Annotated in this window: 21 protein-coding genes; 14 read left to right on the top strand and 7 right to left on the bottom strand. The window is 44.6% G+C overall.

Going from position 1 to position 24,540, the window contains the following annotated elements; all coding sequences use genetic code 11:
* Positions 1-36 precede the first annotated feature (36 nt).
* The 5 genes from clpX (at position 37) to R7190_RS17360 (ending at position 6,864) form a co-directional block, all read left to right on the top strand.
* Positions 37-1,317, top strand: coding sequence for an ATP-dependent protease ATP-binding subunit ClpX (gene clpX, locus R7190_RS17380; protein ID WP_005382345.1), 1,281 nt, complete (start codon positions 37-39; stop codon positions 1,315-1,317).
* Positions 1,318-1,447: 130 nt separating this feature from the next.
* Positions 1,448-3,799, top strand: a complete 2,352-nt coding sequence (gene lon, locus R7190_RS17375) for an endopeptidase La (RefSeq protein WP_005382343.1) — start codon at positions 1,448-1,450, stop codon at positions 3,797-3,799.
* Positions 3,800-3,990: 191 nt separating this feature from the next.
* A complete protein-coding gene (locus tag R7190_RS17370) occupies positions 3,991-4,263 on the top strand; it encodes an HU family DNA-binding protein (RefSeq protein WP_005382341.1) in 273 nt (90 codons plus the stop codon).
* Between the two features lie 201 nt (positions 4,264-4,464).
* Positions 4,465-6,324, top strand: coding sequence for a peptidylprolyl isomerase (gene ppiD, locus R7190_RS17365; protein WP_005382334.1), 1,860 nt, complete (start codon positions 4,465-4,467; stop codon positions 6,322-6,324).
* Positions 6,325-6,579: 255 nt separating this feature from the next.
* Positions 6,580-6,864, top strand: coding sequence for a ComEA family DNA-binding protein (locus tag R7190_RS17360; RefSeq protein ID WP_031777211.1), 285 nt, complete (start codon positions 6,580-6,582; stop codon positions 6,862-6,864).
* A gap of 98 nt (positions 6,865-6,962) precedes the next feature.
* Here R7190_RS17360 and rrtA read toward each other — a convergent pair whose 3' ends face one another.
* Positions 6,963-7,514 carry a rhombosortase gene (gene rrtA, locus R7190_RS17355; protein ID WP_005382331.1) on the bottom strand — a complete coding sequence of 184 codons (552 nt, stop codon included), beginning with the start codon at positions 7,512-7,514 and terminating at the stop codon, positions 6,963-6,965.
* 3 nt (positions 7,515-7,517) lie between these two features.
* Here rrtA and R7190_RS17350 point away from each other — a divergent pair, with 3 nt between their 5' ends.
* Positions 7,518-8,132: a tRNA-uridine aminocarboxypropyltransferase gene (locus R7190_RS17350; protein ID WP_171344886.1), complete on the top strand. Its 615-nt coding sequence runs from the start codon at positions 7,518-7,520 to the stop codon at positions 8,130-8,132.
* 6 nt (positions 8,133-8,138) lie between these two features.
* Here the strand turns inward: R7190_RS17350 and R7190_RS17345 are convergent, their stop codons facing one another.
* The 3 genes from R7190_RS17345 to R7190_RS17335 form a co-directional block, all read right to left on the bottom strand.
* Positions 8,139-9,461 (bottom strand): anti-phage deoxyguanosine triphosphatase, encoded by a 1,323-nt coding sequence (locus R7190_RS17345; protein WP_115385831.1) that lies wholly within the window; start codon positions 9,459-9,461, stop codon positions 8,139-8,141.
* 15 nt (positions 9,462-9,476) lie between these two features.
* On the bottom strand, positions 9,477-10,061 hold the full coding sequence (gene yfbR / locus R7190_RS17340; protein ID WP_186584410.1) for a 5'-deoxynucleotidase: 585 nt from the start codon (positions 10,059-10,061) through the stop codon (positions 9,477-9,479).
* A 90-nt stretch (positions 10,062-10,151) separates the two neighbouring features.
* The gene (locus R7190_RS17335; RefSeq protein WP_053303263.1) at positions 10,152-11,366 is read right to left on the bottom strand and encodes a pyridoxal phosphate-dependent aminotransferase; all 1,215 of its coding nucleotides are present in this window, start codon (positions 11,364-11,366) and stop codon (positions 10,152-10,154) included.
* A 217-nt stretch (positions 11,367-11,583) separates the two neighbouring features.
* Between R7190_RS17335 and R7190_RS17330 the strand changes: the two genes are divergently transcribed.
* From R7190_RS17330 to R7190_RS17300, 7 genes are all read left to right on the top strand, one after another.
* Positions 11,584-12,891 (top strand): isochorismate synthase MenF, encoded by a 1,308-nt coding sequence (locus R7190_RS17330; RefSeq protein ID WP_053303262.1) that lies wholly within the window; start codon positions 11,584-11,586, stop codon positions 12,889-12,891.
* Positions 12,888-14,606, top strand: a complete 1,719-nt coding sequence (gene menD, locus R7190_RS17325; protein WP_186584409.1) for a 2-succinyl-5-enolpyruvyl-6-hydroxy-3-cyclohexene-1-carboxylic-acid synthase — start codon at positions 12,888-12,890, stop codon at positions 14,604-14,606. Before R7190_RS17330 ends, menD begins: the two co-directional genes overlap by 4 nt.
* A complete protein-coding gene (menH, locus tag R7190_RS17320; protein ID WP_149191943.1) occupies positions 14,593-15,420 on the top strand; it encodes a 2-succinyl-6-hydroxy-2,4-cyclohexadiene-1-carboxylate synthase in 828 nt (275 codons plus the stop codon). Before menD ends, menH begins: the two co-directional genes overlap by 14 nt.
* Positions 15,413-16,279, top strand: coding sequence for a 1,4-dihydroxy-2-naphthoyl-CoA synthase (gene menB, locus R7190_RS17315; RefSeq protein WP_005382318.1), 867 nt, complete (start codon positions 15,413-15,415; stop codon positions 16,277-16,279). Before menH ends, menB begins: the two co-directional genes overlap by 8 nt.
* Positions 16,280-16,404: 125 nt before the next feature.
* Positions 16,405-17,394: an o-succinylbenzoate synthase gene (gene menC, locus R7190_RS17310; protein ID WP_186584408.1), complete on the top strand. Its 990-nt coding sequence runs from the start codon at positions 16,405-16,407 to the stop codon at positions 17,392-17,394.
* Positions 17,379-18,806, top strand: a complete 1,428-nt coding sequence (gene menE, locus R7190_RS17305; RefSeq protein ID WP_065274282.1) for an o-succinylbenzoate--CoA ligase — start codon at positions 17,379-17,381, stop codon at positions 18,804-18,806. The genes menC and menE overlap by 16 nt, the downstream gene beginning before the upstream one ends.
* A 100-nt stretch (positions 18,807-18,906) precedes the next feature.
* Positions 18,907-19,095 carry a hypothetical protein gene (locus tag R7190_RS17300; protein ID WP_005382314.1) on the top strand — a complete coding sequence of 63 codons (189 nt, stop codon included), beginning with the start codon at positions 18,907-18,909 and terminating at the stop codon, positions 19,093-19,095.
* Here R7190_RS17300 and R7190_RS17295 read toward each other — a convergent pair.
* The 3 genes from R7190_RS17295 to R7190_RS17285 form a co-directional block, all read right to left on the bottom strand.
* Positions 19,092-20,021 (bottom strand): YeiH family protein, encoded by a 930-nt coding sequence (locus R7190_RS17295; protein WP_114139466.1) that lies wholly within the window; start codon positions 20,019-20,021, stop codon positions 19,092-19,094. The genes R7190_RS17300 and R7190_RS17295 overlap by 4 nt on opposite strands.
* A gap of 114 nt (positions 20,022-20,135) precedes the next feature.
* Positions 20,136-22,010, bottom strand: coding sequence for an MFS transporter (locus R7190_RS17290; protein WP_186584406.1), 1,875 nt, complete (start codon positions 22,008-22,010; stop codon positions 20,136-20,138).
* A 13-nt stretch (positions 22,011-22,023) separates the two neighbouring features.
* Positions 22,024-22,614, bottom strand: a complete 591-nt coding sequence (locus R7190_RS17285) for a TetR/AcrR family transcriptional regulator (RefSeq protein ID WP_005382308.1) — start codon at positions 22,612-22,614, stop codon at positions 22,024-22,026.
* Positions 22,615-23,005: 391 nt separating this feature from the next.
* Here R7190_RS17285 and R7190_RS17280 point away from each other — a divergent pair, with 391 nt between their 5' ends.
* Positions 23,006-23,878 (top strand): Tim44 domain-containing protein, encoded by an 873-nt coding sequence (locus tag R7190_RS17280; RefSeq protein ID WP_005384268.1) that lies wholly within the window; start codon positions 23,006-23,008, stop codon positions 23,876-23,878.
* Positions 23,879-24,540 lie beyond the last annotated feature (662 nt).

Raw genomic sequence — 24,540 nt, 5'->3', positions numbered from 1 at the left:
CTCATTCATGAAGAGTAAAGGCTAAGAGGTTAGCGAATGACAGATAAAAGCAAAGAAAGTGGCAGCGGTAAATTGCTGTACTGTTCTTTCTGCGGCAAAAGTCAGCACGAAGTTCGCAAGCTAATCGCAGGTCCGTCAGTGTACATTTGCGACGAGTGTGTCGACTTATGTAACGATATTATTCGCGAAGAAATCAAGGATGTTCTCCCTAAGAAAGAATCTGAAGCGTTACCAACGCCAAAACAGATCCGTGAACACCTTGATGACTATGTGATCGGGCAAGATTACGCGAAAAAAGTGCTCGCAGTTGCGGTATATAACCACTACAAGCGTTTACGCAATGGTGATACAACGAGCGAAGGTGTGGAGCTTGGTAAGAGTAACATCCTTCTAATTGGTCCTACAGGTAGCGGTAAAACACTACTTGCGGAGACATTAGCTCGATTCTTGGATGTGCCATTTACAATGGCAGACGCGACGACACTAACCGAAGCCGGTTACGTAGGTGAAGACGTTGAAAACATCATCCAAAAGCTTCTGCAAAAATGTGATTACGATGTAGCTAAAGCAGAACGCGGCATCGTTTACATTGATGAAATTGATAAGATTTCACGCAAAGCTGAAAACCCATCTATTACGCGTGACGTATCTGGTGAAGGTGTTCAGCAGGCGCTACTAAAACTTATCGAAGGTACGGTTGCATCGGTTCCACCTCAAGGTGGTCGTAAGCATCCTCAGCAAGAATTCCTACAAGTGGACACATCTAAGATCCTGTTCATCTGTGGTGGTGCTTTTGCTGGCTTAGACAAAGTGATTGAGCAGCGTGTTGCAACAGGTACAGGTATTGGCTTTGGTGCTGAAGTTCGTTCGAAGAATGAATCGAAGACGGTAGGTGAGCTATTTACTCAAGTTGAACCTGAAGACTTAGTGAAGTACGGCCTCATTCCAGAATTCATTGGTCGTCTACCTGTAACAACAACACTGACTGAGCTTGATGAAGAAGCGTTGATTCAGATCCTATGTGAACCGAAGAACGCACTGACCAAGCAATATGCAGCATTGTTTGAGCTAGAAAACGCTGAACTTGAATTCCGTGAAGATGCGCTGCGCGCTATCGCGAAAAAAGCAATGGAGCGTAAAACAGGTGCTCGTGGCTTACGCTCGATTCTTGAAGGCGTGCTACTTGAAACCATGTACGAATTACCATCTGCAACAGACGTTAGTAAAGTCGTGATTGATGAGTCCGTCATTAATGGCGAGTCAGAGCCACTGCTTATTTACAGTAACGCAGACAATCAGGCAGCTGGAGCAGAGTAAATTCAGCCATAATGAAAAAGGAGGTAAGTAATTACCTCCTTTTTTTATTTCTCTTATTGAATCCAAACAATTAGCCCCCATATACTGCCTTAAGTAATACGTTAAACGTGAAAGCGGAAGAGAGAATTATATGAACTTGGAACGTTCCGAGCGTATCGAGATCCCGGTACTACCTCTACGTGACGTAGTGGTCTACCCACACATGGTTATTCCATTGTTTGTTGGTCGTGAGAAATCGATTAGCTGTCTAGAAACGGCGATGGAAACCAACAAACAAGTTCTTCTTGTGGCACAAAAGCAAGCGGATACTGACGAGCCTACGGTTGACGACCTATTTGACGTAGGTACGGTAGCCACCATTCTCCAGCTCTTGAAGCTTCCGGATGGCACAGTAAAAGTATTGGTCGAAGGCCAGCAGCGAGCAAAAATCAATCACTTTAAAGAGAGTGACTTCTTCCTAGCGGAAGCTGAATTTGTTGTTACGCCAGAATTGGATGAGCGTGAGCAAGAAGTGATTGTTCGCAGCGCGATTAATCAGTTTGAAGGGTTCATTAAGCTAAACAAGAAGATTCCACCAGAAGTGCTAACGTCACTTAATGGTATCGACGAAGCCGCACGCTTAGCGGATACCATTGCGGCTCATATGCCGTTGAAGTTGGTGGATAAGCAGCAAGTGCTTGAAATTGTTGACGTCACTGAGCGTCTGGAATTCCTGATGGGCCAGATGGAATCAGAGATCGACTTGCTGCAAGTTGAAAAACGAATTCGTGGTCGCGTTAAAAAGCAAATGGAAAAATCTCAGCGTGAGTACTATCTGAATGAGCAAATGAAAGCGATTCAGAAAGAACTTGGTGAGATGGAAGACGCACCAGACGAGTTCGAAACGCTACAGAAGAAGATTGACGAATCAAAAATGCCTCAAGAGGCACGTGAAAAGACAGAGCAAGAGCTGCAAAAGCTTAAGATGATGTCTCCAATGTCTGCTGAAGCAACAGTGGTTCGTAGCTACATCGATTGGATGGTCAGCGTTCCTTGGGCTAAGCGCTCAAAAGTTAAGAAAAACTTAGCGAAAGCAGAAGAGGTTCTTAATGAAGATCACTACGGTCTAGAACGCGTCAAAGAACGTATCCTTGAATACCTGGCGGTTCAAAACCGTATCAACAAGCTAAAAGGTCCTATCCTTTGTCTTGTTGGTCCTCCTGGTGTCGGTAAAACATCTCTTGGTCGTTCAATTGCTTCAGCTACAGGCCGTAAGTATGTTCGTATGGCGTTGGGTGGTGTGCGTGATGAAGCGGAAATTCGTGGTCACCGTCGTACTTATATCGGCTCATTACCAGGCAAATTGATCCAGAAGATGTCGAAGGTTGGTGTGAAGAACCCGCTGTTCTTATTGGACGAAATCGACAAAATGTCTTCAGATATGCGTGGTGATCCGGCATCGGCTCTACTCGAAGTCCTTGATCCTGAACAGAATAACTCGTTCAACGATCACTACCTAGAAGTGGATTACGATCTCTCTGACGTTATGTTTGTTGCGACATCGAACTCGATGAACATCCCGGGTCCATTATTAGACCGTATGGAAGTTATTCGTTTATCTGGTTACACCGAAGACGAGAAGCTGAACATTGCAAAACGTCACCTTGTTGATAAACAAGTGAAGCGCAATGGCTTGAAAGCGGATGAGATCGTCATTGAAGATTCTGCAATTATTGGCATCATTCGTTACTATACGCGTGAAGCGGGTGTCCGTAACTTAGAGCGTGAGATTTCTAAGATCTGCCGTAAAGCAGTGAAGAACATCTTGTTGGATAAGGACATCAAGTCAGTAACGGTAACGATGGACAACCTAAAAGAGTACTTAGGTGTTCAACGTTTCGATTACGGTAAAGCGGATGAAAGTAACCGAATTGGTCAAGTAACTGGCCTAGCTTGGACAGAAGTGGGTGGCGATCTATTAACGATTGAAACTCAATCAATGCCAGGTAAAGGTAAGCTGACACAAACGGGTTCTCTTGGTGATGTGATGCAAGAGTCTATCCAAGCAGCAATGACAGTGGTTCGCTCTCGTGCAGAAAAGCTAGGTATCAATACTGACTTCTACGAGAAGAAAGATATTCACGTACACGTACCGGAAGGCGCGACACCAAAAGATGGCCCAAGTGCGGGTACAGCAATGTGTACGGCATTGGTTTCTTCTCTGACAGGCAACCCTGTGAAAGCAGAAGTAGCGATGACGGGTGAAATCACACTGCGTGGTGAGGTTCTACCTATCGGCGGCCTAAAAGAGAAGTTACTTGCGGCACACCGTGGTGGCATTAAGACAGTGCTAATTCCAAAAGATAACGAGCGTGATTTGGAAGAGATTCCTGATAATGTTATCGCTGATCTGGAAGTTATCCCTGTACAGTGGATTGATGAAGTACTGAAAGTCGCACTAGAGCGAGACCCGACGGGCGTTGAGTTTGAGTCTCAAAAATAGTGATGTGTAGCAAAAATAAGTAAAAGTTTACGCTGATAAGCCCAAAAAGGCTTGTCAGCGTTTTTTTTGGGCGCTAAGTTAGTTTCGATAGCTGCCAGCCCTTGATGAATAAGGGGTGGAGCATATTTTCTTAACAATGGAACGAAAGTCATCACAAAAATAATCACAGATGACACAAAGGGGAAATTACAGTGAATAAAACTCAGTTAGTAGAACAAATCGCAGAAAATGCAGATATTTCTAAAGCGTCAGCGGGTCGAGCTCTAGATGCATTCATCGAAGCAGTAAGCGGAACTCTTCAATCTGGTGATCAAGTCGCTCTAGTTGGCTTTGGTACATTCAGCGTTCGTACTCGTGCTGCACGTACTGGTCGTAACCCAAAAACTGGTGAAGAAATCCAAATCGCAGAAGCAAAAGTACCAGCTTTCAAAGCTGGTAAAGCACTGAAAGACGCTTGTAATTAATCACGGCGTTATTTCTGTAACCGGCCATTTGCTTAACTTTTGCTCAAACAATAAGTTTCGAACAAAAATTTACAAACTTCGAGCCGAACTTTCTTAAATTATGCGCATCATACTGATGCGCATTTCTTTTTCTGATATTATTGCGCCATTATTTCTATTAGATAGAAGCAGTAGGCTTCAATTGTGGAGAGCAGTTAAATTATGATGGATCGACTACGCGAAGGCGTGAATAGCATCGCGGTCAAAATTATCCTTGGACTTATCATCCTGTCTTTCGTATTTGCAGGTGTAGGTAGCTACATCGTTGGTGGTAGCAACAACTCTGCAGCGAAAGTCGGTAACACTGAGATTCCTCGTGGTGAGTTCGAGATGGCATACCAAAATGAGCGTAACCGTATGCAAGCTCAGTTGGGTGACTACTTCTCTCAAATGCTGGCTGACCCTGCATATGTTGAATCTTTCCGCAAATCCGTTTTAGATCGAATGATCAATGACGTGTTGCTTGACCAACAAGCTGAAGCTTTGGGTCTGCGAATCAGCGACACTCAAGTGCGTAGCATGATTCTAGACATGCCTCAGTTCCAATCTAATGGTCAGTTTGATCAAGAGATCTATCAAGCTTCTTTGCGTCGTGCAGGCTTTTCGCCAGACTCTTTTGCTGAGTACATGCGTCGTGAATTGGTTCGTGAGCAACTGCTGAATGCGCTACAAAACAGTGAATTTATTCTGCCGGGTGAAGTACAAGCAGAAGGCAAGCTGTTCACTCAAACTCGTGATATTCGCACGATTCAGATCGACTTAGCGGAGTTTGCGAAAAATATTGAATTGACCGACGAAGAAATTCAAGAGTACTACAAAGCAAACCCAGACAACTTTACACGTCCAGAGCAGGTTAAAGTCTCTTACATCGAACTGTCAGCTGAAGCGCTAAAGGAACAAGTTAATGTTTCTGATGCTGAGGTGAAAAAGTACTACGACGAGCACTTAAACAAATACTCTTCAGAAGAGCAACGCCGTGTCGCTCACATTCTTGTAGAAGGGGACGATGAAGCAAAAGCGCAAGCTATCCTAGATGAGCTAAACGCGGGTGCAGACTTTGCGACGCTTGCTCAAGAGAAATCTGACGATTTTGGCAGCGCTGAAAACGGTGGTGACCTAGGTTGGATTGAGCGTGATGTGATGGACCCTGCTTTTGAAGAAGCGGCATTCGCACTGAAGAATCCTGGCGATACGTCGGGTCTAGTAAAGTCGGACTTTGGCTATCACATTATCAAGCTTGAAGAGCTAAAAGATTCTGTGGCGAAGCCATTTGAAGAAGTCGCTGCTGAAATCAAACAAGAGATGGTGGACCAACAAGCGATCGATCAATTCTACGAGTTGCAAAATGAGCTTGAGCGTGTAGCGTTTGAATACCCAGACTCATTGTATGATGCTTCTCAAGCGGTTAACCAAGAAGTGAAGACAACAGACTTTATTTCTCAGGTTGATGCACCTGAAGTGCTTCGTAGCCCTGCGGTAATGCAAGCTATCCTTAGTCCTGAAGTTAAAGAAGATGGCCTAAACTCTGAAGCTATCGAAGTTGCGCCTGAGCATATTATCGTTGTTCGTGTTGAAGATGCGCGTGACGAGACAGTTCTTCCACTAGAAGAAGTGAAAGATCAGGTTGTTGCAGAGCTATCTCGTGTTAAAGGTGAGCAAGAAGCGATGGAACTTGGAACACAAGTCGTTGCGGCATTGAAAGAAGGTAAGACGAACGTGCTTGCTGAAAACAATCTTGCCTTTGGTGAACAAGAGACAGTAGACCGTCGTTCTCCGTTAGCAACAACGGTATTCGCGATGGCAAAACCAGTCGATGGTAAACCAGTATACGGTCAGTCTAAAGATCTTGAAGGTAACATCATTATCATCGAGCTTGATGCTGTAAATGCAGAGCTAGATAGTGAGTTAGAAGATCAAGTTGCGATGCAAATGCAGCGTGCATCTTCTCAGCAAGATTTATCATCTGTACTAGCCGTACTGCGTGCAAATACTGACATTGAGTACTTTGTTGTGAGCAACTAAGCACAATTAGTGTAATTTGTATGTTGAATAAAACGGACCGCATAAGCGGTCCGTTTTATTTTTGTCTTTATGAACTTCAATCATCAATAGGCATTACTTAAATTAGTGCGCGTTTAAGTGATAGCGGCCGTTGTGAATTCCGGGTCATCTCAGTTTGTTAAATGCATAACCATATTGCTTTCCATTGCAAACTTGATAGTGACTCGCTCTCGACGACTGTTTTCAGCCTACTATTTTGGAGATTGTATGTTCAATATGAAATGGATTTTGACATTGTGCTTATTTGTTTTTGCACCTTTTAGCATGGCTGCGGATTCAGCCACTGACAAATATGAAGGAATTGAAATTACTGTAAATATCAACACGGCCACTGCTGAAGAAATTGCGACCATGTTGAAAGGTATAGGTGAGAAGAAAGCGCAGAGTATAGTGGACTACCGCGAGGAACATGGCCCTTTTAAAACGGCAGCAGATTTGAAGAGCGTAAAAGGCATAGGTGAAGCGACAGTTAAGAAAAACGAAGACCGCATTTTACTGTAGCTTGATGTATTGCAGATATTGAGTCTGAATTCAGAACAATATCTGTTTCCCTATTACTGCTTTCCCGAACCAGCCCCTCTTTCGTGGTTCGGGATTTTTTATCCGAATAAACGACGGCGAAGGCCTTTTTCCAGTAAAGCCATTACTAACCCACCGAGTGCGCCAAACATATGAGCATCAATAGCAACGTTTGCACCGATAAGCTCAGCAGTACTGCTGGATGGGCCATAGACCTGCTCCCATGCTACTTTGGCGATTAGCCCTCCGACTAACAACACACTGCTTCTTCTGCTTTCAAAGACTTCTCTGAGCGCCCAAAATCCAAACAATCCGTGTAATACGCCGGATAAACCCACGTACACCGACATGTTGGTAAACAAATTCAGCGCACCAACACATGCACATAAGATTGAAAAAACGATAAGGAAGTTACGAGTGCTTGGGCGAAAAATAAAAGTAATGATCCACAATCCGGCGAGGTTCATTCCTAAGTGCGCAAAGTTGGTATGTGTGAGATTTCCTGTTACGATTCGCCACCATTCACCATGGCGTATATTGTAGCTGTGCCACTCGGTTAGGCTTGCCATTGGTTCAAATTGAAGTATCAAACAGATCACGCTGATAATACTCAGCAAGGTATAAAGGTTCACTCTATGTCTCGTTATTGTTCTCGTTGTGGAAAATCGCAAAAAGCGTGTATTTGCCAATGGATTGTACCGCTGGCAAGCGAGGTAGAACTTATCATTCTTCAGCACACGAGTGAAGAACATCGTCCGCTTGGTACGGCACGGATTCTCAATTTGAGTTTAGATAACTGTATTTGTTTGATAGGAGAGGACTTTTCTTGTGATGATGCCTTAAATCACTTATTAGCGGATGAGTCATATCAACATTTTGTTCTTTACCCATCAGAAGAGTCACGATGCATTTCTGAAATCACTCAAGCGAGTCATAGTGTATCTAAGAAAATACGTTTGATTTTGCTCGATGGTACGTGGAAAAAAGCGTACAAAATGTGGCAACTCTCAAGCAACTTACATCCACTCCCAACCGTGCAGTTGCCTAAGCAACTACAAGGGCACTACACCATTCGTAAGGCGCCCTCTGAGAATAGCTTATCGACAGTCGAGGCTGGTTATCATTCGCTTCGCTTGCTTGAACCCGAGCGCGACTTTACACCGCTTATGCATGCCTTTGAAAATATGATCGAATTCCAAATCGCCCAGATGCCTCCGGGCGTTTTTGAAAAGAATTACTTGAAAGGTTGAGTGTTACTAAAGAACGATGGAAGAGAAAAGTTGGCGGTGTAGCTTTTGCGCGTGACCATCGGTCATTGCAGAAATATAATCGGCGATGACCCTCATCTTATTGCTCTCGCTCTTCGCCTGACACCACAGATCTTTTGTATGAACGGGTAGTAATCGCTCTGGGTCTGCTGTTAACGCTTCAAAAATATCCATAATAATTTGCTGACCCTTATACTCAACGATCTGGACCTGCGGGACTTGGATAACGAAGGTGCTGACAAAGTGCTTGAGTACGTCAAGTGCACGTGCCATCTGTGGTTCTAAACACGCATTCCAAGACAGTAACGGGTTATTAAACGGCTCATCCACCGTTTTGATTGAAATGCTGGTCAGTAGCGCGTTAACCATACCACCGATAGCATCTTTCCGCTCATGGTGCTTACCGCTAAATAGCATCTGTCCGATGGAATCGATATGAGCTTCAAACCACGGGTCGCCACAGTCCGCTAATTGACTTGCTGCGCCTTCTTGCCATTGCTGACGTGTCACCATACCAAGTACGATTGCATCTTCTAAATCATGAACACCGTAGGCGATATCATCTGCTAGCTCCATGATTGAGCAATCGAGTGATTTAAAACGCGTTTTACTGTGCTCAAACTCCGATTCTGGCGTTGAACGCATCAGACTAAGCAATGCCTTGTCGTTGTCAGAAAGGGGTGCAATTACCCAATCAAATAAGTCTTTATCACAATCATAAATGCCTTTAGCTGGGCTCCAATCTTTTGCTTTTAGTTTACGTTGATGCTCGGCTGGTTGAGGCAACTTGACGGAGCGTGTTTGACTAATGAGGGCAGGGTACTTAATCAAACCAAGCAGTGTGCGGCGTGATAAATTCATTCCGAAATGCTCAGTATAAGGCTCTAACTTAGTGACGATACGAAAGGTTTGGGCATTCCCCTCGAAGCCGCCATGTTCGCGCATTACGTAGTTTAGAGCGACTTCTCCCCCATGACCGTATGGAGGATGCCCGATGTCGTGAGCCAAACATAATGAATCAATTAAGCTGTCTGATGGTAATAGATCACGGAACTCTGGCTGTTTTTTCTTTAACTGGGCGACGATACCGGTCCCTAGTTGCGACGCTTCTAAGGAGTGTGTTAACCGACTGCGGTGAAAGTCTTCCAAGCTATTGCCGTGTACTTGGGTTTTTGCTTGTAGGCGTCGAAATGCAGCCGAGTGAAGAATGCGCGCTCGGTCTCGTTGGTACGGGCTCCGATGGTCGTCTCGACGGATTTTATGCTCATCATCATGGCGCTCTTGCCATTGCGGGTGTAATTCAAACGACACGATTATCTCCGTAAGCTAACTGATTTCATCTAACGATAATTCGAAACTTGGGGCAAAGGTATTGAGAAAGTAAGCCATTTCAGGCGTTCTGCGTTCTTGCAAAGTGACGTCTAAGCGTTTTTTTGCCAGAGCGAACTCATGGTTGCCGGCGCTTAGTTCTTCAAGACATTTTAAATAGGCACAGATGGAATCGGCTTGCTTAACGATTTTTGCGTCCTCTTCGTGTGCAGAGTGAGAAAGAAGATAGGGGGCAAAATCATCGTGGAACTCTTCCGGTAACATTGAGAGTAATTTTTGTTCCGCTGCCGATTCTATCTTCTTATATTCTTTGGCAATTTCAGGGTTGTAATACTTCACTGGAGTTGGAAGATCACCCGTTAATACTTCACTGGAATCATGGTACATGGCAAGAATAGCGATGCGTTCTGGATTAAGGTTGCCGCCGAACTTTTTGTTTTTAATTAGGGCAAGGGCATGAGCGACAAAAGCAACTTGTAAGCTATGCTCTGAAACGTTTTCTGGTGAGACGGACCGCATTAAAGGCCAGCGTTGGATCAGCTTCATTCGAGCCAGGTGGGCGAAAAAATGGCTTTCTTTCATGGCTTTCTCCGTTTCTGGTGTAAAAAAGGAACTCACTAGGAGTTCCTCTAAGCATATGAGAGATCAGCACTAATTACTACCAGTGATTCATTACTGGCTGTAGGTTGATAGGAATCTTTCAAAACGTCCAATAGCGATTTCTAGATCTTCAACGTGCGGTAGTGTCACGATGCGGAAGTGGTCTGGTTTTGGCCAGTTAAAACCGGAACCTTGCACCAGTAAGACCTTCTCTTGTTTTAAGAAATCTAAAACCATCTGCTGATCGTTCTTGATGTTGTACATTTTAGTGTCGATTTTCGGGAAGAGGTACATCGCACCCTTAGGTTTGACACAAGAAACACCAGGAATCTGATTGATCAGTTCATACGCTCGGTTGCGCTGCTCTAATAAGCGTCCGCCTGGTAAAATCAGTTCATTGATACTCTGGTATCCACCTAACGCGGTTTGAATGGCATGTTGCATTGGTACGTTTGCACATAAACGCATCGATGAAAGCAGCTCCAAGCCATTCACGTACCCTTGAGCCAGATGTTTAGGCCCCGTTAGGAACATCCAGCCACCACGGAAACCACAAACACGGTAGGCTTTTGAAAGGCCATTGAATGTCATGACTAGCACGTCTTCAGTGAGTGTGGCGACTGAGGTATGTGTTGCACCGTCGTACAACACTTTGTCGTAGATCTCATCTGCGAAAATGATCAGTTTGTGCTTGCGTGCTATCTCAATCACTTCAAGTAGGAAGTCACGGCTGTATACCGCACCTGTCGGGTTGTTCGGGTTGATCAGAACAATGCCACGTGTCTTTGGTGTGATTTTCTTTTTGATGTCTTCAAGGTCTGGGTACCAGTCAGCTTCTTCATCACATAGATAATGAACCGGCTTACCACCAGATAGTGCAACTGAAGCTGTCCATAACGGATAGTCTGGTGCTGGGATCAGCATTTCGTCGCCATTGTTTAATAGCGCTTGCATGGCCATTACGATCAACTCAGACACGCCGTTACCTACATACACATCTTCGACATCTAGCGAGCGTATACCTTTACGCTGATAGTGTTGGACCACAGCTTTACGAGCAGAGTAAATGCCTTTGGAATCACAATAGCCTTGAGAAGTCGGCAGATTACGAATCACGTCGACTAAAATCTCATCAGGGGCGTCAAAACCAAATGGGGCAGGGTTACCAATGTTTAGCTTTAGGATTTTATGCCCTTCTTCCTCCATGCGCTTAGCATGTTTGAGTACAGGGCCCCTAATGTCGTAGCAGACATTGTCGAGTTTTGACGACATCCCGATATTTTGCATTGTTTAATTCCTAAAAATTCGTTAATTTCTTTATTAAAGTACAATAATTTGTTTTTTATTAGAATATATATCTGTAAATAATCTGTCTGCTGGTTAAGTTTTGCTCGCTTGCTATCACAGGATTTCGCAAAAGATCGCATACGACCTTGATTTGCTTTGGGTCTAAACTTAGAGTAGCCGTCAGTTACCATTTATCCTCACATACAACGAGGTTGATTTGTCACAGTTCCATCAAGCCGTAAAGAGAATTATCGAGCGAGTTCAGCAATCGGAAGGCAATCAAACACGTCTGGTCGAGCCCCTTAGCGAGAAACCTAATTTCTCATTTATTGATTGGCTTGATGCACAACCACTTTTCCCTAAGTTTTATTGGCAGTCCCGCGATACACGTGAAGAGGTCGTTGCACTAGGGCAATTGCACGCTTTTGTTGAGCCAGGTCCTGCTTATACCATTCTAGGTGAAGGGCAAAGAGTCTGGGGCGGGCGCTCTTTTGATGGACAGCATGAGAAGAATCGTCGCTGTATGCCTTCTTTTTTCTTTTTGCCTCAAATTGAGTTAATTCGTTTTGACCAACAGTGGTCTCTCGCAGTTAATATTTCAGAAGACAAAGCGCGAACTCTAGCTGGGTTGAATAAACTGGTTTGTGAGGTCGCGGCCTTAGCTCCAATTTCGTCTCACATCCGCTCTATTGTTCACACGCCAAGTCAGCCTCAATGGAATGAGTTAGTTCATAAGGTTCTGACTGGTATAGAGAATGATGATTTTAAGAAAGTGGTTTTAGCGCGTCGCTCTACCGTGCAGCTTGATAACACATTAAGTGCTGCACAGCTACTTAAAGCAAGTTACTTAAATAACCATCATAGCTTCCATTTCATGCTGAGCTTAGACAGTAAGCACAGTTTTATGGGGTCTACGCCAGAACGTTTGTATTCTCGCGTAGGGCATGAGCTACATACCGAAGCGTTAGCAGGTACGATTGGTCGGGGAGACAATGCCACTCAAGATATGGAGTTGGCGAATTGGTTATCCCAAGACCAAAAGAACCTCAACGAAAACCAGTATGTGGTGGACGACATCATTGATCGTCTATTACCGCATTCTGAAATGGTTGAAGTGGAAGCTGAACCGAGTTTGGTCAGACTACGAAAAGTGCAGCACCTTAAGCGAAATATTCACGCTAGTCTAAGAGCGGGGATAAATGGTGTTCAGTTGTTATCGGCGCTTCAGCCAACAGCGGCGGTTGCTGGCTTACCCCGACAAGAGTCCATGCAGTTTATTCTTGATAATGAGCCCTTTGCACGCGGCTGGTATGCAGGCTCTATGGGTTACATTAGCCATGAACGAGCAGAGTTTTGTGTCGCAATCAGAAGCGCGCTTGTGCTCGGTGATCAAGTACAACTGTTTGCGGGCGCAGGGATTGTGCCTGGTTCTGTGGCAGAACATGAGTGGGCAGAACTTGATAAGAAAATGTCGACGTTACTTACGCTGATTTCTGATCATCCGCCATTGGGAGTCGCATCATGAGTCATGACCAAGCGGTGCTCAATCGAGTTTGGTCAGAAACCATATTGATTGAGCTTCAGCGATTTGGCGTTAAGCATGTTTGTATCGCTCCCGGATCTCGTTCTACTCCTTTAACTTTAGAAGCGGCAGAACAGTCCGACTTTTCCATTCATACTCATTTTGATGAGCGTGGACTGGGCTTTATGGCTCTTGGTTTAGCGAAAGCTACTCAGGAGCCAGTGGCAATTATCGTTACCTCTGGTACGGCAGTGGCGAACCTATTACCGTCGGTTGCCGAAGCCAAACTTACTGGTGAAAAACTGGTGCTGCTGACAGCAGATCGTCCAGTAGAACTTGTCGGCTGTGGTGCAAACCAAGCGATAAATCAATTGGGTATTTTTTCACATCATGTTTCGGCCAGTTTGAATTTACCAAGCCCAAATTTAGCAACGTCGCTTAACTGGTTGCTGACCTCTGTTGACGAAGTGATGTTTACTCAGCAATTGCAGGGTAGTGCTGTTCATATTAATTGTGCATTTCCAGAGCCTTTGTATTCCAACGGCGCAAAAGCGGATTATCAAACCTACTTAGATTCGGTCGCCGGATGGCGAAAAGGAAGCGGCACTTATACTCAGCGTTTTAGCCATTTGTCACAGGCGAACATCCCGCCTTTTTCGGACAAAAAAGGCTTGGTTGTGATTGGCAGCTTACCGCTTGAACAAGCGCGTTCGGCGCAGGCATTTGCACAAAAGATGGGATGGCCAGTACTTGCAGACCCGCAAAGTGGCCTCAGTTCGGATTGGGCGTATTACGATGTATGGCTTCAACTTCCCGAGTTTGCAAACGAGCTTGAATCTTGTGAACTTATTATCCAATTTGGTAGCCGAATCATCTCCAAACGTTTGAACCAATGGATTGATAAACAAGTATCGAAAAATCAACAAAGTAAAGACGTTCAATACTGGTATATCTCGCCGCGTATGGACCGTAATAACCAAAATCATCTGGCGCAAATGCACTGGGTTGAGCTTCCTCAAACTTGGGTTTCTCGCATTAGCTTTGAGAAGCCAATATTTGCTGGGTGGGCTGATAGGTTAGCGAATGGAGTTAAGCGAGTTCATCAACGTATCGAAGAAGCTTTCCTATCTGGTTCAGCGTCTGCCATTGACGAAATTGCGTTGGCAGCAGACATCAACGAGCGCACTAAAAACGCTGATGTCTTTTTGGGTAACAGTTTGTTTGTTCGACTTGTCGATATGTACGGCAAACTTGATGATGTAGAAGTGTTCACTAACCGAGGCGCGTCAGGGATTGACGGTTTGTTTGCTGCAGCATCAGGCGTGCAACGGGCAAGAGGTAATCCGTTACTGATGTATATCGGTGACACAGCAGCACTTTATGATCTCAATTCTCTGGCGCTATTTTCTCACAATAAACTGCCGGCGGTACTTGTTGTTACCAATAATGACGGCGGTGCGATTTTTGATATGTTGCCAGTACCACCAGAGCGCAGGACGACATATTATCAAATGCCTCATGGTTATCAGTTTGAACACGCGGCAAAGCAGTTTGGTTTGGCGTATTTGCATGTTTCTACACTGGAGCAATTCCAATCATCTGTAAAAGAGCATTTATGTCACGGCCAAGGAACGTTGCTGGTCGAGGTTCAAACCCCATCTAACCAAGCTGCTGAGACACTCAAGGCATTTAATAAGAGTCTGAATGCTTTACTTTGAACGTTTCCCTGTATTAGAAAAGCACCAAAGTATTACTTTGCCTACTCTGGTGTTTTTGCATGGTTTGCTTGGTAGCGGTGAAGATTGGCAATCGTGTATCAACGCGTTACCCGAGTATGAACGTGTTACGGTTGACCTCCCTGGTCATGGGCATAGCCAATCTATTTCTTGCAGCGATCTGAATGATTGCTGCAAACTTCTTGGTTCCACACTATCTTTATTATTTCCCTCACAACAACCACTTATTTTGATTGGTTACTCTATGGGCGGCCGCATTGCGATGCATGGTATTGCCCATCAATGCTTTCCAGATCTCAATATTGCGGGCGCGATTGTTGAAGGGGGAAACTTCGGGCTTCAAACTGAGTCAGAGAAACAGGTGAGATTAGAGAATGATGCTCGCTGGGCAATGCGTTTCAAAACTGAACCACTTGAACGTGTTTTGAACGATTGGTACCAACAAGCGGTGTTTTCTTCACTAAACCATGAGCAAAGACAAACATTCATTGCGAAGCGAAGTGATAATCTTGGCTCAGCGGTGGCGAATATGTTGATGGCGACATCGTTAGCCAAACAGGCATATTTGTTGCCCTCACTGCAAAAGCAGAATATACCAGTGTATTACTTGTGTGGTGAGAAAGACCAAAAATTTAGCCAACTGGCACAACGTAGCGGGTTGGCGTATCGACAAGTTGAAGGCGCTGGTCATAACGTCCATCAAGAGCAGCCCAAACAGTTTGCGATACATACCAAGCAAATAATTCAGTCTCACTTTGGTGAGAGTAACGAGAACAATGGGAATCACCATGGCTAAAACAGTAGGCATTTCTGAAGAAGAACTTTACGCTCCGGTTCAATGGAAAGATTGCGGCGAGAAATACGAGGACATTCATTACCATAAGTCTGAAGATGGTATCGCGAAAATCACTATTGCACGTCCTCAAGTGCGTAACGCGTTTCGTCCTCAAACGGTAAAAGAGATGATTGATGCGTTGGCAGATGCGCGTTACGACTCTGGTGTTGGCGTGATCATTCTAACAGGTCTAGGTGAAGACGCATTCTGTTCTGGCGGCGACCAGAAGATCCGCGGCGACTACGGCGGCTACAAAGACGACCAAGGTACGCACCACCTAAACGTATTGGACTTCCAACGTGATATTCGTACTTGTCCAAAACCAGTGATCGCATCTGTAGCGGGTTGGGCTGTGGGCGGTGGTCATGTTCTGCACATGATGTGTGACCTAACGATTGCAGCTGACAACGCTCAATTTGGTCAAACAGGCCCTAAAGTGGGTTCATTTGATGGTGGTTGGGGGGCATCTTACATGGCTCGCATCGTAGGCCAAAAGAAAGCTCGCGAAATTTGGTTCCTATGTCGTTTCTACAATGCTCAAGAAGCGGTAGACATGGGCCTAGTAAACACAGTTGTACCACTAGCGGATCTAGAGAAAGAAACCGTTCGTTGGTGTCGTGAAGTACTACAGCACAGCCCAATGGCATTGCGCTGCCTGAAAGCTGCATTAAACGCAGATTGTGATGGTCAAGCGGGTCTGCAAGAGTTAGCGGGTAACGCAACGATGATGTTCTACATGACAGATGAAGGCCAAGAAGGTCGTAATGCCTTTAACGAGAAGCGTCGCCCAGACTTCGATAAATTCCCTCGCAACCCATAATCCGTCTAAATGAGGAGCGTGTTAGCTCCTCTGTTCCTTTTTTCCTGAGCGCCTCGCCCTCTGGGAGGCTGGTGGGATTGCTCGTCAGAACGCTCAAATATACGGCATTACATAGGACTTGAATTATGCGTGAAGCGAAAATTTATCGTTATAGCTTGCCCATGGATAGTGGTGTCATCCTACGTGACAACAAGCTAACCGAACGTGTTGGTTATGTTGTTGCGCTTTCCGAAGATGGTAAAACAGGGCTCGGAGAAGTCGCTCCTCTTCCTGGTTTTAGCTTAGAGAGCGCCGAAGATGCGGGTGTTCAGCTACAAGAACAGGCGGAGCGTTGGGTTGCAGAGTTGGATGTGGATTATGCCAATATGTACCCGTCGGTTGCGTTTGGTTTATCGATGGCACAGCTTGAATTAGCTGGTGGCTTACCACAACAAGGTAAATACCAAACAGCGCCACTATGCACTGGCGACCCAGATGAGCTCATTCCAAAGCTGAACGAAATGGAAGGTGAGAAAGTCGCTAAGGTGAAAGTTGGACTTTATGAGCCAATTCGCGATGGCATGCTTGTGAACCTTTTTCTTGAATCAATCCCTCAATTAACGCTTCGACTTGATGCAAACCGCGCTTGGACACCAGAAAAAGCGCAGCAGTTTGCTAAATACATTACTCCGTCTTTGCGTCAGCGCATTACCTTTTTGGAAGAGCCGTGCCGCTCTCCTGGCGATAGTCTCTCTTTTGCGATTAATACTGGTATTGCTATCGCTTGGGATGAAACATTGCAAGATGCGGTTCGTCGTGAAGATTTCCGTCTTGAAGATCTAACTGGTGTGAAAACGATCATCATCAAACCCACACTCATTGGTTCAGTGGATTTTTGTATTACACTGATAAAGAAAGCGAAGTCACTAGGGATGAAAGCAGTGATTAGCTCGAGCATTGAATCCAGTCTCGGTTTAACTCAATTAGCGCGCTTTGCCCAATGGCAGCTGCCTGATGAAGTTCCAGGTTTGGATACGATTGGCTTATTCAAAGCTCAGCTAGAGCAGGGCTGGCCTAAGTGTGAACTTCCCGTTCTTCCTCTAAAAGACCAGGAGATTGTGTGGCATTCTGCGTAGACAATATTGCGAAGGCGCCATGGAAATATTGGGCTCAAACGAGCCCTTTTTCTATTGCACTCAAGACATCAACAGAAGTATTAAACTGGCAACAACTCTCGAAGCGTATTGACCAATACACTCACTATTTGAATGACTTGGGTGTAACTCGGGGGGATGTGCTGACTTTGGTTGGCAAGAACCAAGTAGAAACACTGTTGTTTTATCTTGCCTCCAAACAGTTAGGCGCGCTCGCTGCGCTGACCATGGAACAACCACTAGATAAGTTGCAGGGTAAGCTTGCTACACTTTACAGGCCTGATCAAACTCGGTTTATCTGGTTTTCTCAGGAGTGCGCTTCGACCTTTTCTGAACATGATATACAAAAACTCAAGGCAACATTGCTTTCACCGCCTGTAGTATCACAGCAAGAGAGTGATTCGTTGACTGAAGATAGCTATCATCATGACCGGCTCGCTTCAGTAGTATTTACTTCTGGCTCTACAGGGGAGCCTAAAGCTGTGGTTCATACACATCGACAGCATCTTGCGTCTGCAGAGGGCTTGTTGCAGGAGTTCATTTTCACTCAGCAAGATGCTTGGCTATTATCGCTTCCGCTGTATCACGTCTCTGGATTGGCGATTGTCTATCGTTGGCTATATGTCGGAGCAACACTAAAAGTCGGTTCAGGGAAACTTGTTGATGATGTTCAGGGCGTATCACACGCTTCTTTGGTTGCGACTCAGCTCAAACGGTTATTGGATGATGATGCACATTTGTCATTGACACATGTGCTACTGGGCGGCAGCCACGTTGATCACGAGTTGGCACTACGAGCAACAGGGCAAGGCATTGAGACATGGTTAGGTTATGGGATGACGGAGGCGGCCTCTACCGTTACCGCAAAGAGAATTGACAGTACCAGTAATGCTGGGCATGTATTGGAGCACCGTAAGATAAAATTAGTTGACCAACGCATTTTTGTTGGCGGTAAGACATTAGCGGCAGGGTATTTCCATCAAGGACATGTTACCCCATTTCTGGATGAGAAAGGCTGGTTTGACAGCAAGGATCTTGGCGAGTGGCAAGGTGATGAATTAAAGATAATCGGCCGTGCCGACAATCAGTTTATCTCTGGTGGTGAGAATATCCATTGTGAAGAGATTGAAGCCGCTTTGAACCAAATTGATGGTGTAGTGCAGAGTATAGTGGTTCCAGTCGAAGACGCGGAGTTTGGTCATAGACCAGTAGCTGTGATTCAGACCAATGGATTGCGCAGCAAGTCGGAGTATGACCAGCACTTGCAATCAAAGTTAGAGAAGTTTAAATGGCCAGTGGGATACCATGTAATGCCAGAAACTCTACTAGAAGGTGGGATCAAAATTTCACGTAAGGCCGTGAAAGAGTGGCTGTTGTCATCACTTCAGCATTAGTCAATTTTGCTATGTATTAGTCATAAAGAGAATTTCGTATCCTTATAACTCTGAATCATAATTATGCTTCTTCGTGGAGAGAAAATGCATAAGGTTCAGGATGGCAAAGCTAGTTTTAATTGCGGCAGTAGCACTACAAATTGGTATCGCGATAAGTAGTGAAGGGCTAGCCCGCTCTCTTGCAGAGCTAACGGCATTTTTGATCGCTATTGCGTTGGTCGTTATATACAAAAATAGCAAACGGGAAATGCCGTCCCCTCAACGCGATAAGCAGACCACCAATATCTAAAACAGTAACCAACTTAGAGAAGTGGTCGAAATTAACACCCACAGAGTCACACCAAACAACAGTGGCTTAGCTCCAGCAGACTTTAGTTTTGAAATTGAAATGCTACAACCTATCAAGAACAGACATACAACCAACGCTTGCTTTGCTCCAATGAAAATGCCGTGATAGACCATTTCAAATTGAGGAAATAAGTCGCTAAACGCGATAGCTGCACAATACCAAAAAATGAAATAAGGGATAGCTAGTTTTTTCTTTCCATTCTCTTTTTGGCCTCTTGAAAAGATGACGGCACTGATCAAAGCAACAGGAATGATCCATAAAGCGCGCGCGAGTTTCAATGTTGTTGCCGTCGTTAGTGCTTCTTCCCCATAGGCCGAGGCAGCCCCGACAACAGAAGATGTGTCATGAATGGAAATCGCAGCCCATGTGCCAAACGTGTGTTGATCTAGCCCTAAAGCATGTCCAATCACAGGAAACACAAAGAGTGCAATGGAGTTCAGGACAAATACCGTTGCCAGTGCTAATCCAATCTGCTCGTCTTTCGCTTTAATGGCCGGTGCCACAGCAGCAATTGCGCTACCACCACAAATTGCAGTACCTGATGAGATTAAGTAAGCGGTTACTCGCTCCAATTTAATTACCCTGGCAATGAGAGTGCCCATGATCAGTGTGCCTGTAATAGTGGCGATGATCAGGCCGATACCATCCGATGTGACTGCAAGTGCTTGCTCAAAGTTGATGCCAAAGCCTAAGCCAATAATCGAGTAAGACAGCAGCTTTTTAGTAAAAGAAGCGATGGGCAGCTCGGAAGGCACAAAACCAAAACTTGCGAGTAGAAAACCGATAACTAGAGCAATGGGAGAGGAGGCAAGAGGGGTTAGACAAAAAAGTAACGCCAATCCAAACAGGAGGTAGTTTCTATTCAAGGTTTTTATTCGCTGTTGTGAATGAAAGGGAGAGTATATCGCACTGGGTGTGGTCAGTTTGTCTTAATGATTTGAACACATGTTCAGTTATCCTAAACATGTGTTCAAGTGTATTTATCGCCAGTCGCCTCTAAGTTGATGCACTTTATCGAACATTGTTTTTGCCGTTGCTTCATTTGGTGGCACCGGTTGTCCTGCCTCAATTTCTAGCTTTGACCAAAATCGAGTCGGTAAGCCACAGCATGCGCGACCTTTTGCGCGGCTGAAATAGCTTCCCCATAAGCCTTTAAGTGCAACAGGTATGACGGGTACTGGGCTACGACGTAGAATGATATCAATACCGCGCATGAATTCATTCATTTCACCATCTGAAGTTAATCTTCCTTCAGGGAAAATACAGACGATATGACCTTCGCTTAGCGCAGCTTCCACATCGTTAAATGCACGTCTGATAGAGCTTCTGTTACTCGCTGAAATTGGAATTACCCCAGTTCGACGTAAAAAGCGCCTTAATGGAGGTAGGTTGGCGTAATCTTCCTCCATCACAAAACGAATCAACCTTGGGCATACGGCACTAAGTAGCAATGCATCCATGTAGCTTACATGATTACATACAATCAATGCCCCACCATGCTCGGGTAGGTTGTGTAGATTCTTATGCTTAACTCGATAGATGGTGTGCGTAAGCATCCACATGACAAAGCGAACTACAAAAATAGGAATTTGCAAAAAGATGTAAGCGGCGACTAAGAAATTTAAAACGGCTAACAATGCAAACAGCTGAGGAATTGTCATCTTGATTACACTTAGGCACACAATACCTAAGACAGCGCTGCCGACCATAAACAGAGAGTTAAAAATGTTGAGCCCTGCGATGACTTGAGCACGTTCGGTTTCCTTTGCTCGATGCTGCATTAATGCGTAAAGAGGCACGATAAACAAACCGCCCGAAGCGCCAATCATCAATAGGTAGAAAAATAATGGCCAAAAAGGCTCATATCTAAAGAAGTCTACAAAGTTATGGAAAGTAGGTAGATCATTGGGAATGGAAGTGGCCATTAGGTACCCAAATACCGTAATGCCAAAGGCACCAATTGGCACAATACCGACTTCGATACGATGGTTTGAGATCCAATTGCAAAGTAGCGACCCTAGCGCGATACCAATGGAAAATAGAGCGAGCAAGAAAGACACCGCACTCTCGGTGCCATTTAGGTAAATCTTAGTGAAATTCGGAAATTGTGTTAGATATGCGGCGCCTAAAAACCAAAACCAGCTTATTGCCATTATGCATTGAAAAACAACTCGATCGGATTTGGCGATAGAGAGCGTGTGTTTGGTTTGCTTGTATGGTTGCCAACGAAAAGAGAGATTGGGCGCGCTGGCTGCAGCAAAGGGGATTGAGCGGCTCGACAAGTAGCCTAACAATGCGAAGATCACGACACAAAATGCGGCAAGGTATTTTGCGTTGTCTGTAGAGGCTATAATCCCAGCGCCTAAGGTGCCAATAAGGATGGCGATAAAGGTACCAGCTTCAACAAGAGCGTTGCCGGGCACTAACTCTTTAGCATTTAACTTTTGAGGCAAAAGGGCATATTTAACTGGGCCAAAAAATGCTGACTGTGTGCCCATTAAAAACAGTAGCAATAAAAGCACACCATAACTTTCGGTTATGAATCCGATGGCACCTAACAGCATGATGGCTATTTCAAATAGTTTGACCTTACGAATAAACCATGACTTTTCATATTTGTCGGCTAATACGCCAGCGGAAGCAGAGAACAGAAAGAACGGTAGAATGAACAAGCCTGCCGCAAGGTTGATGAACAAATTGCTCGAAATAGGCAGTGCACTGGAGCCAGCGAATGCGACAAACAACAGCAAAACGTTTTTAAAAATATTGTCGTTGAAAGCGCCAAAAAATTGAGTAATGAAATAGGGCAGGAATTTTCTCTGCGTAAGTAAGGACGGCTGTCTGTCGGATGACATGGATAATCCTTTGTTACCAGTTCGTGAGGTAGTTAGAAAGAAGATTACTGATCAATTCTTTGCCATCAATCGGTTCACTAGAGAAAAACTTATCATCAACACTGAGTAAAGTAATGCCATGTACGCCAGACCAAAGGACTCGACTCGCTTGAATCACTTCGGATTCAGTACGATGTGGTGCGATTTGAGCCAATAGTGACTCTAGCATTCCCGTCATACCATCGATACGTTTGGCATGCCATTCCGGAAGTTCTGCTCCATTCATGTTGTGTTCGAACACTAACTGCCAACGGTATGGGTGTTTTTGAGCAAAATCGTGGTAGCAATAAGCGAGTTCAAAAAGCGCTTGATGGGAGTCTTTGCTGTCATTAGTCGCTTTGCGTGCTTCTTGAGATAACTCATCTAAAGTTTGAGCGACAACATGAAGCAACAACAAATTATAATTACCAAAAACATTTACCAATGTGCTTGGCACGTAACCAATCATGTTAGCGATTTTACGAAGACTGAGTTCGTGGTAAGAATTCTCATCTAAAAAGTTTTTGACCGTTGTTAACGTCAAATTCACTAACTCTTCTCGGGTGTGATCGTTTCTGCGCGCCATACTCTCAAACTACTTTATTGAACATCGTTCAATATGATAGTCAGCTACCTATTAACCGTCAACAAGGCAATGTGTCCAAGTGCCCTCAAGGTGTAGGATTCTGAGCTGTGTCACTGATTCTAATTCAAGTAAAACAATCTGGAGTATTAGTGAACTTATTCCATACTTTTTTACATTGATCAAGCGCCTTCAGCTGAATTGCAAGCAGTGTGAGCAGTCTGCATTTTTGGCAATATTCTGATACATGTCAGCTTCTATAAGCTATTTTCATCAATCGGTATACAGAGTATGATGACTTAAAAATCATCTTTGGCGTGCTACTGTTTGAAACAACGATTGTTTCGTCTTGAAAATGGGGCACTATCTTAGATAGCTAACTTTAAGGATAACGATGAAACGTTTATTTTCTATTGTTGCTTTATTGATGTTTACTGTTGCTGTAACGCCTATCGCGGAAGCGAAGAAGTTTGGTGGCAGTAAGTCTTTCGGTAAGAGCTACAAAACCGCACCAGCACCGAAACAACAGCAACAAAACACCAATACGGTCGGCAAAGATCAGACGACAAAGTCTTCAAGTAAGAAAGGCCTTATGGGTGGTCTGCTAGGCGGACTTCTGGCTGGTGGTCTACTTGCTGCATTCTTTGGCGGTGCTTTTGAAGGTATCCAGTTTATGGATATCCTAATTATTGGTTTGATTGCCTTTGTCATCTTTAAACTAATGCGCGGTATGCTAGGTGCGAAGCAGGGCAGTATGAACCAGCATCGTCAACAGCCTGCATTTGGTGGCAACGCATCTAAGTTTGAGCAACCAAACATGCAAAACTTTGAGCAACAACCAAACACAAATAATGGTGGCTTTGGTGGTTTTGGCGCTCAAACAGACGTACCACATAACTACCCACCGGGTTTTGACCAAGCAGCGTTCATTAATGGTTCTCGTGAACACTATCGAATCCTGCAAGGTGCGTGGAATCACAACCAGCTAGAAACTATTGAAGAATATGTTTCTCCAAGCTTGTTTGAAGACCTAAAAGCAGAGCGCGCGAAGCTCGACGGTGAGCAGCATACTGACGTAATGTACGTTGATGCGGAGATCGTCCGTGCTGATTACGATGCAAATAAAGCACAGCTTAGTCTGCAGTTTAGCGGTCGTTACCGTGACACAGTAGAAGGTGTTGAAGAAGAAATCGAAGATATCTGGCACCTAGAGCGTGACTTGACTGCGCCTAATGCGCCATGGTTAATCGTTGGTATTCAAGGCTAGTCACCTTTAAACCAATTTAGTCACTAGTAAAAATCCCGCATCCCCTGCGGGATTTTTTGTATCTATCATTTATATTTATTGTACGTGTTTTTATACAAACATCACTAATTGAGTCCGTTTGGTAATTTTGCGAACCCACTTTTTCTAGTAAGTCCTCAAGTGTTTTCCTAGTTATATTGAACATTCATATTAAGGCCATACGAACTAACAAAATCAAAATAGCTAGTACATTGTTTGTAGGGTAAAGATCTGCTCCTCAGCCTTTTGTTTGTGGAGCTTCACATGGGGTTGGTTGCTTTAGTGAGATTGAGTATAGGTTATACCAATCGTAGTAAATAACTGGTCATTCTAGCTTGTTAAAATACTCGATAACTGCGTTGCAATTTTTGATTGCAGAATAACTACTTATCGAAAAATTGCGCCTTGTTCTCAAGCATTTTCCCTACGCTATTTCTGATCACTTATTTACTGTGATAGGTATTAAATCGAGCAGAGTTTCGGTGAGGAGTGAAAGGTTCGTGGTAGTAGGACTATGCTATCAAGATCCTGAAACGAAAAAAGCCAGCTCAATGAGCTGGCTTCTTCAATATGGTGGAGGGGGACGGATTCGAACCATCGAAGGCAGTGCCGGCAGATTTACAGTCTGCTCCCTTTGGCCACTC

It is taken from the genome of Vibrio sp. 1078-1 (genome assembly GCF_033340475.1).
Note: the sequence above shows the minus strand (reverse complement) of the source record. Positions and strands in the feature narration are given on the sequence as shown.

Bases quoted from the DNA above. Each gene is read 5' to 3' on its own strand.
- ppiD (WP_005382334.1), top strand. From the start codon at position 4,465: ATGATGGATCGACTACGCGAAGGCGTGAATAGCATCGCGGTCAAAATT.
- clpX (WP_005382345.1), top strand. From the start codon at position 37: ATGACAGATAAAAGCAAAGAAAGTGGCAGCGGTAAATTGCTGTACTGT.
- menB (WP_005382318.1), top strand. From the start codon at position 15,413: ATGGCTAAAACAGTAGGCATTTCTGAAGAAGAACTTTACGCTCCGGTT.
- R7190_RS17335 (WP_053303263.1), bottom strand. From the start codon at position 11,366: ATGCAAAATATCGGGATGTCGTCAAAACTCGACAATGTCTGCTACGAC.
- lon (WP_005382343.1), top strand. From the start codon at position 1,448: ATGAACTTGGAACGTTCCGAGCGTATCGAGATCCCGGTACTACCTCTA.
- R7190_RS17360 (WP_031777211.1), top strand. From the start codon at position 6,580: ATGAAATGGATTTTGACATTGTGCTTATTTGTTTTTGCACCTTTTAGC.
- R7190_RS17300 (WP_005382314.1), top strand. From the start codon at position 18,907: ATGGCAAAGCTAGTTTTAATTGCGGCAGTAGCACTACAAATTGGTATC.
- R7190_RS17280 (WP_005384268.1), top strand. From the start codon at position 23,006: ATGAAACGTTTATTTTCTATTGTTGCTTTATTGATGTTTACTGTTGCT.
- yfbR (WP_186584410.1), bottom strand. From the start codon at position 10,061: ATGAAAGAAAGCCATTTTTTCGCCCACCTGGCTCGAATGAAGCTGATC.
- menD (WP_186584409.1), top strand. From the start codon at position 12,888: ATGAGTCATGACCAAGCGGTGCTCAATCGAGTTTGGTCAGAAACCATA.
- menH (WP_149191943.1), top strand. From the start codon at position 14,593: ATGCTTTACTTTGAACGTTTCCCTGTATTAGAAAAGCACCAAAGTATT.
- R7190_RS17285 (WP_005382308.1), bottom strand. From the start codon at position 22,614: ATGGCGCGCAGAAACGATCACACCCGAGAAGAGTTAGTGAATTTGACG.
- R7190_RS17290 (WP_186584406.1), bottom strand. From the start codon at position 22,010: ATGTCATCCGACAGACAGCCGTCCTTACTTACGCAGAGAAAATTCCTG.
- menC (WP_186584408.1), top strand. From the start codon at position 16,405: ATGCGTGAAGCGAAAATTTATCGTTATAGCTTGCCCATGGATAGTGGT.
- R7190_RS17350 (WP_171344886.1), top strand. From the start codon at position 7,518: ATGTCTCGTTATTGTTCTCGTTGTGGAAAATCGCAAAAAGCGTGTATT.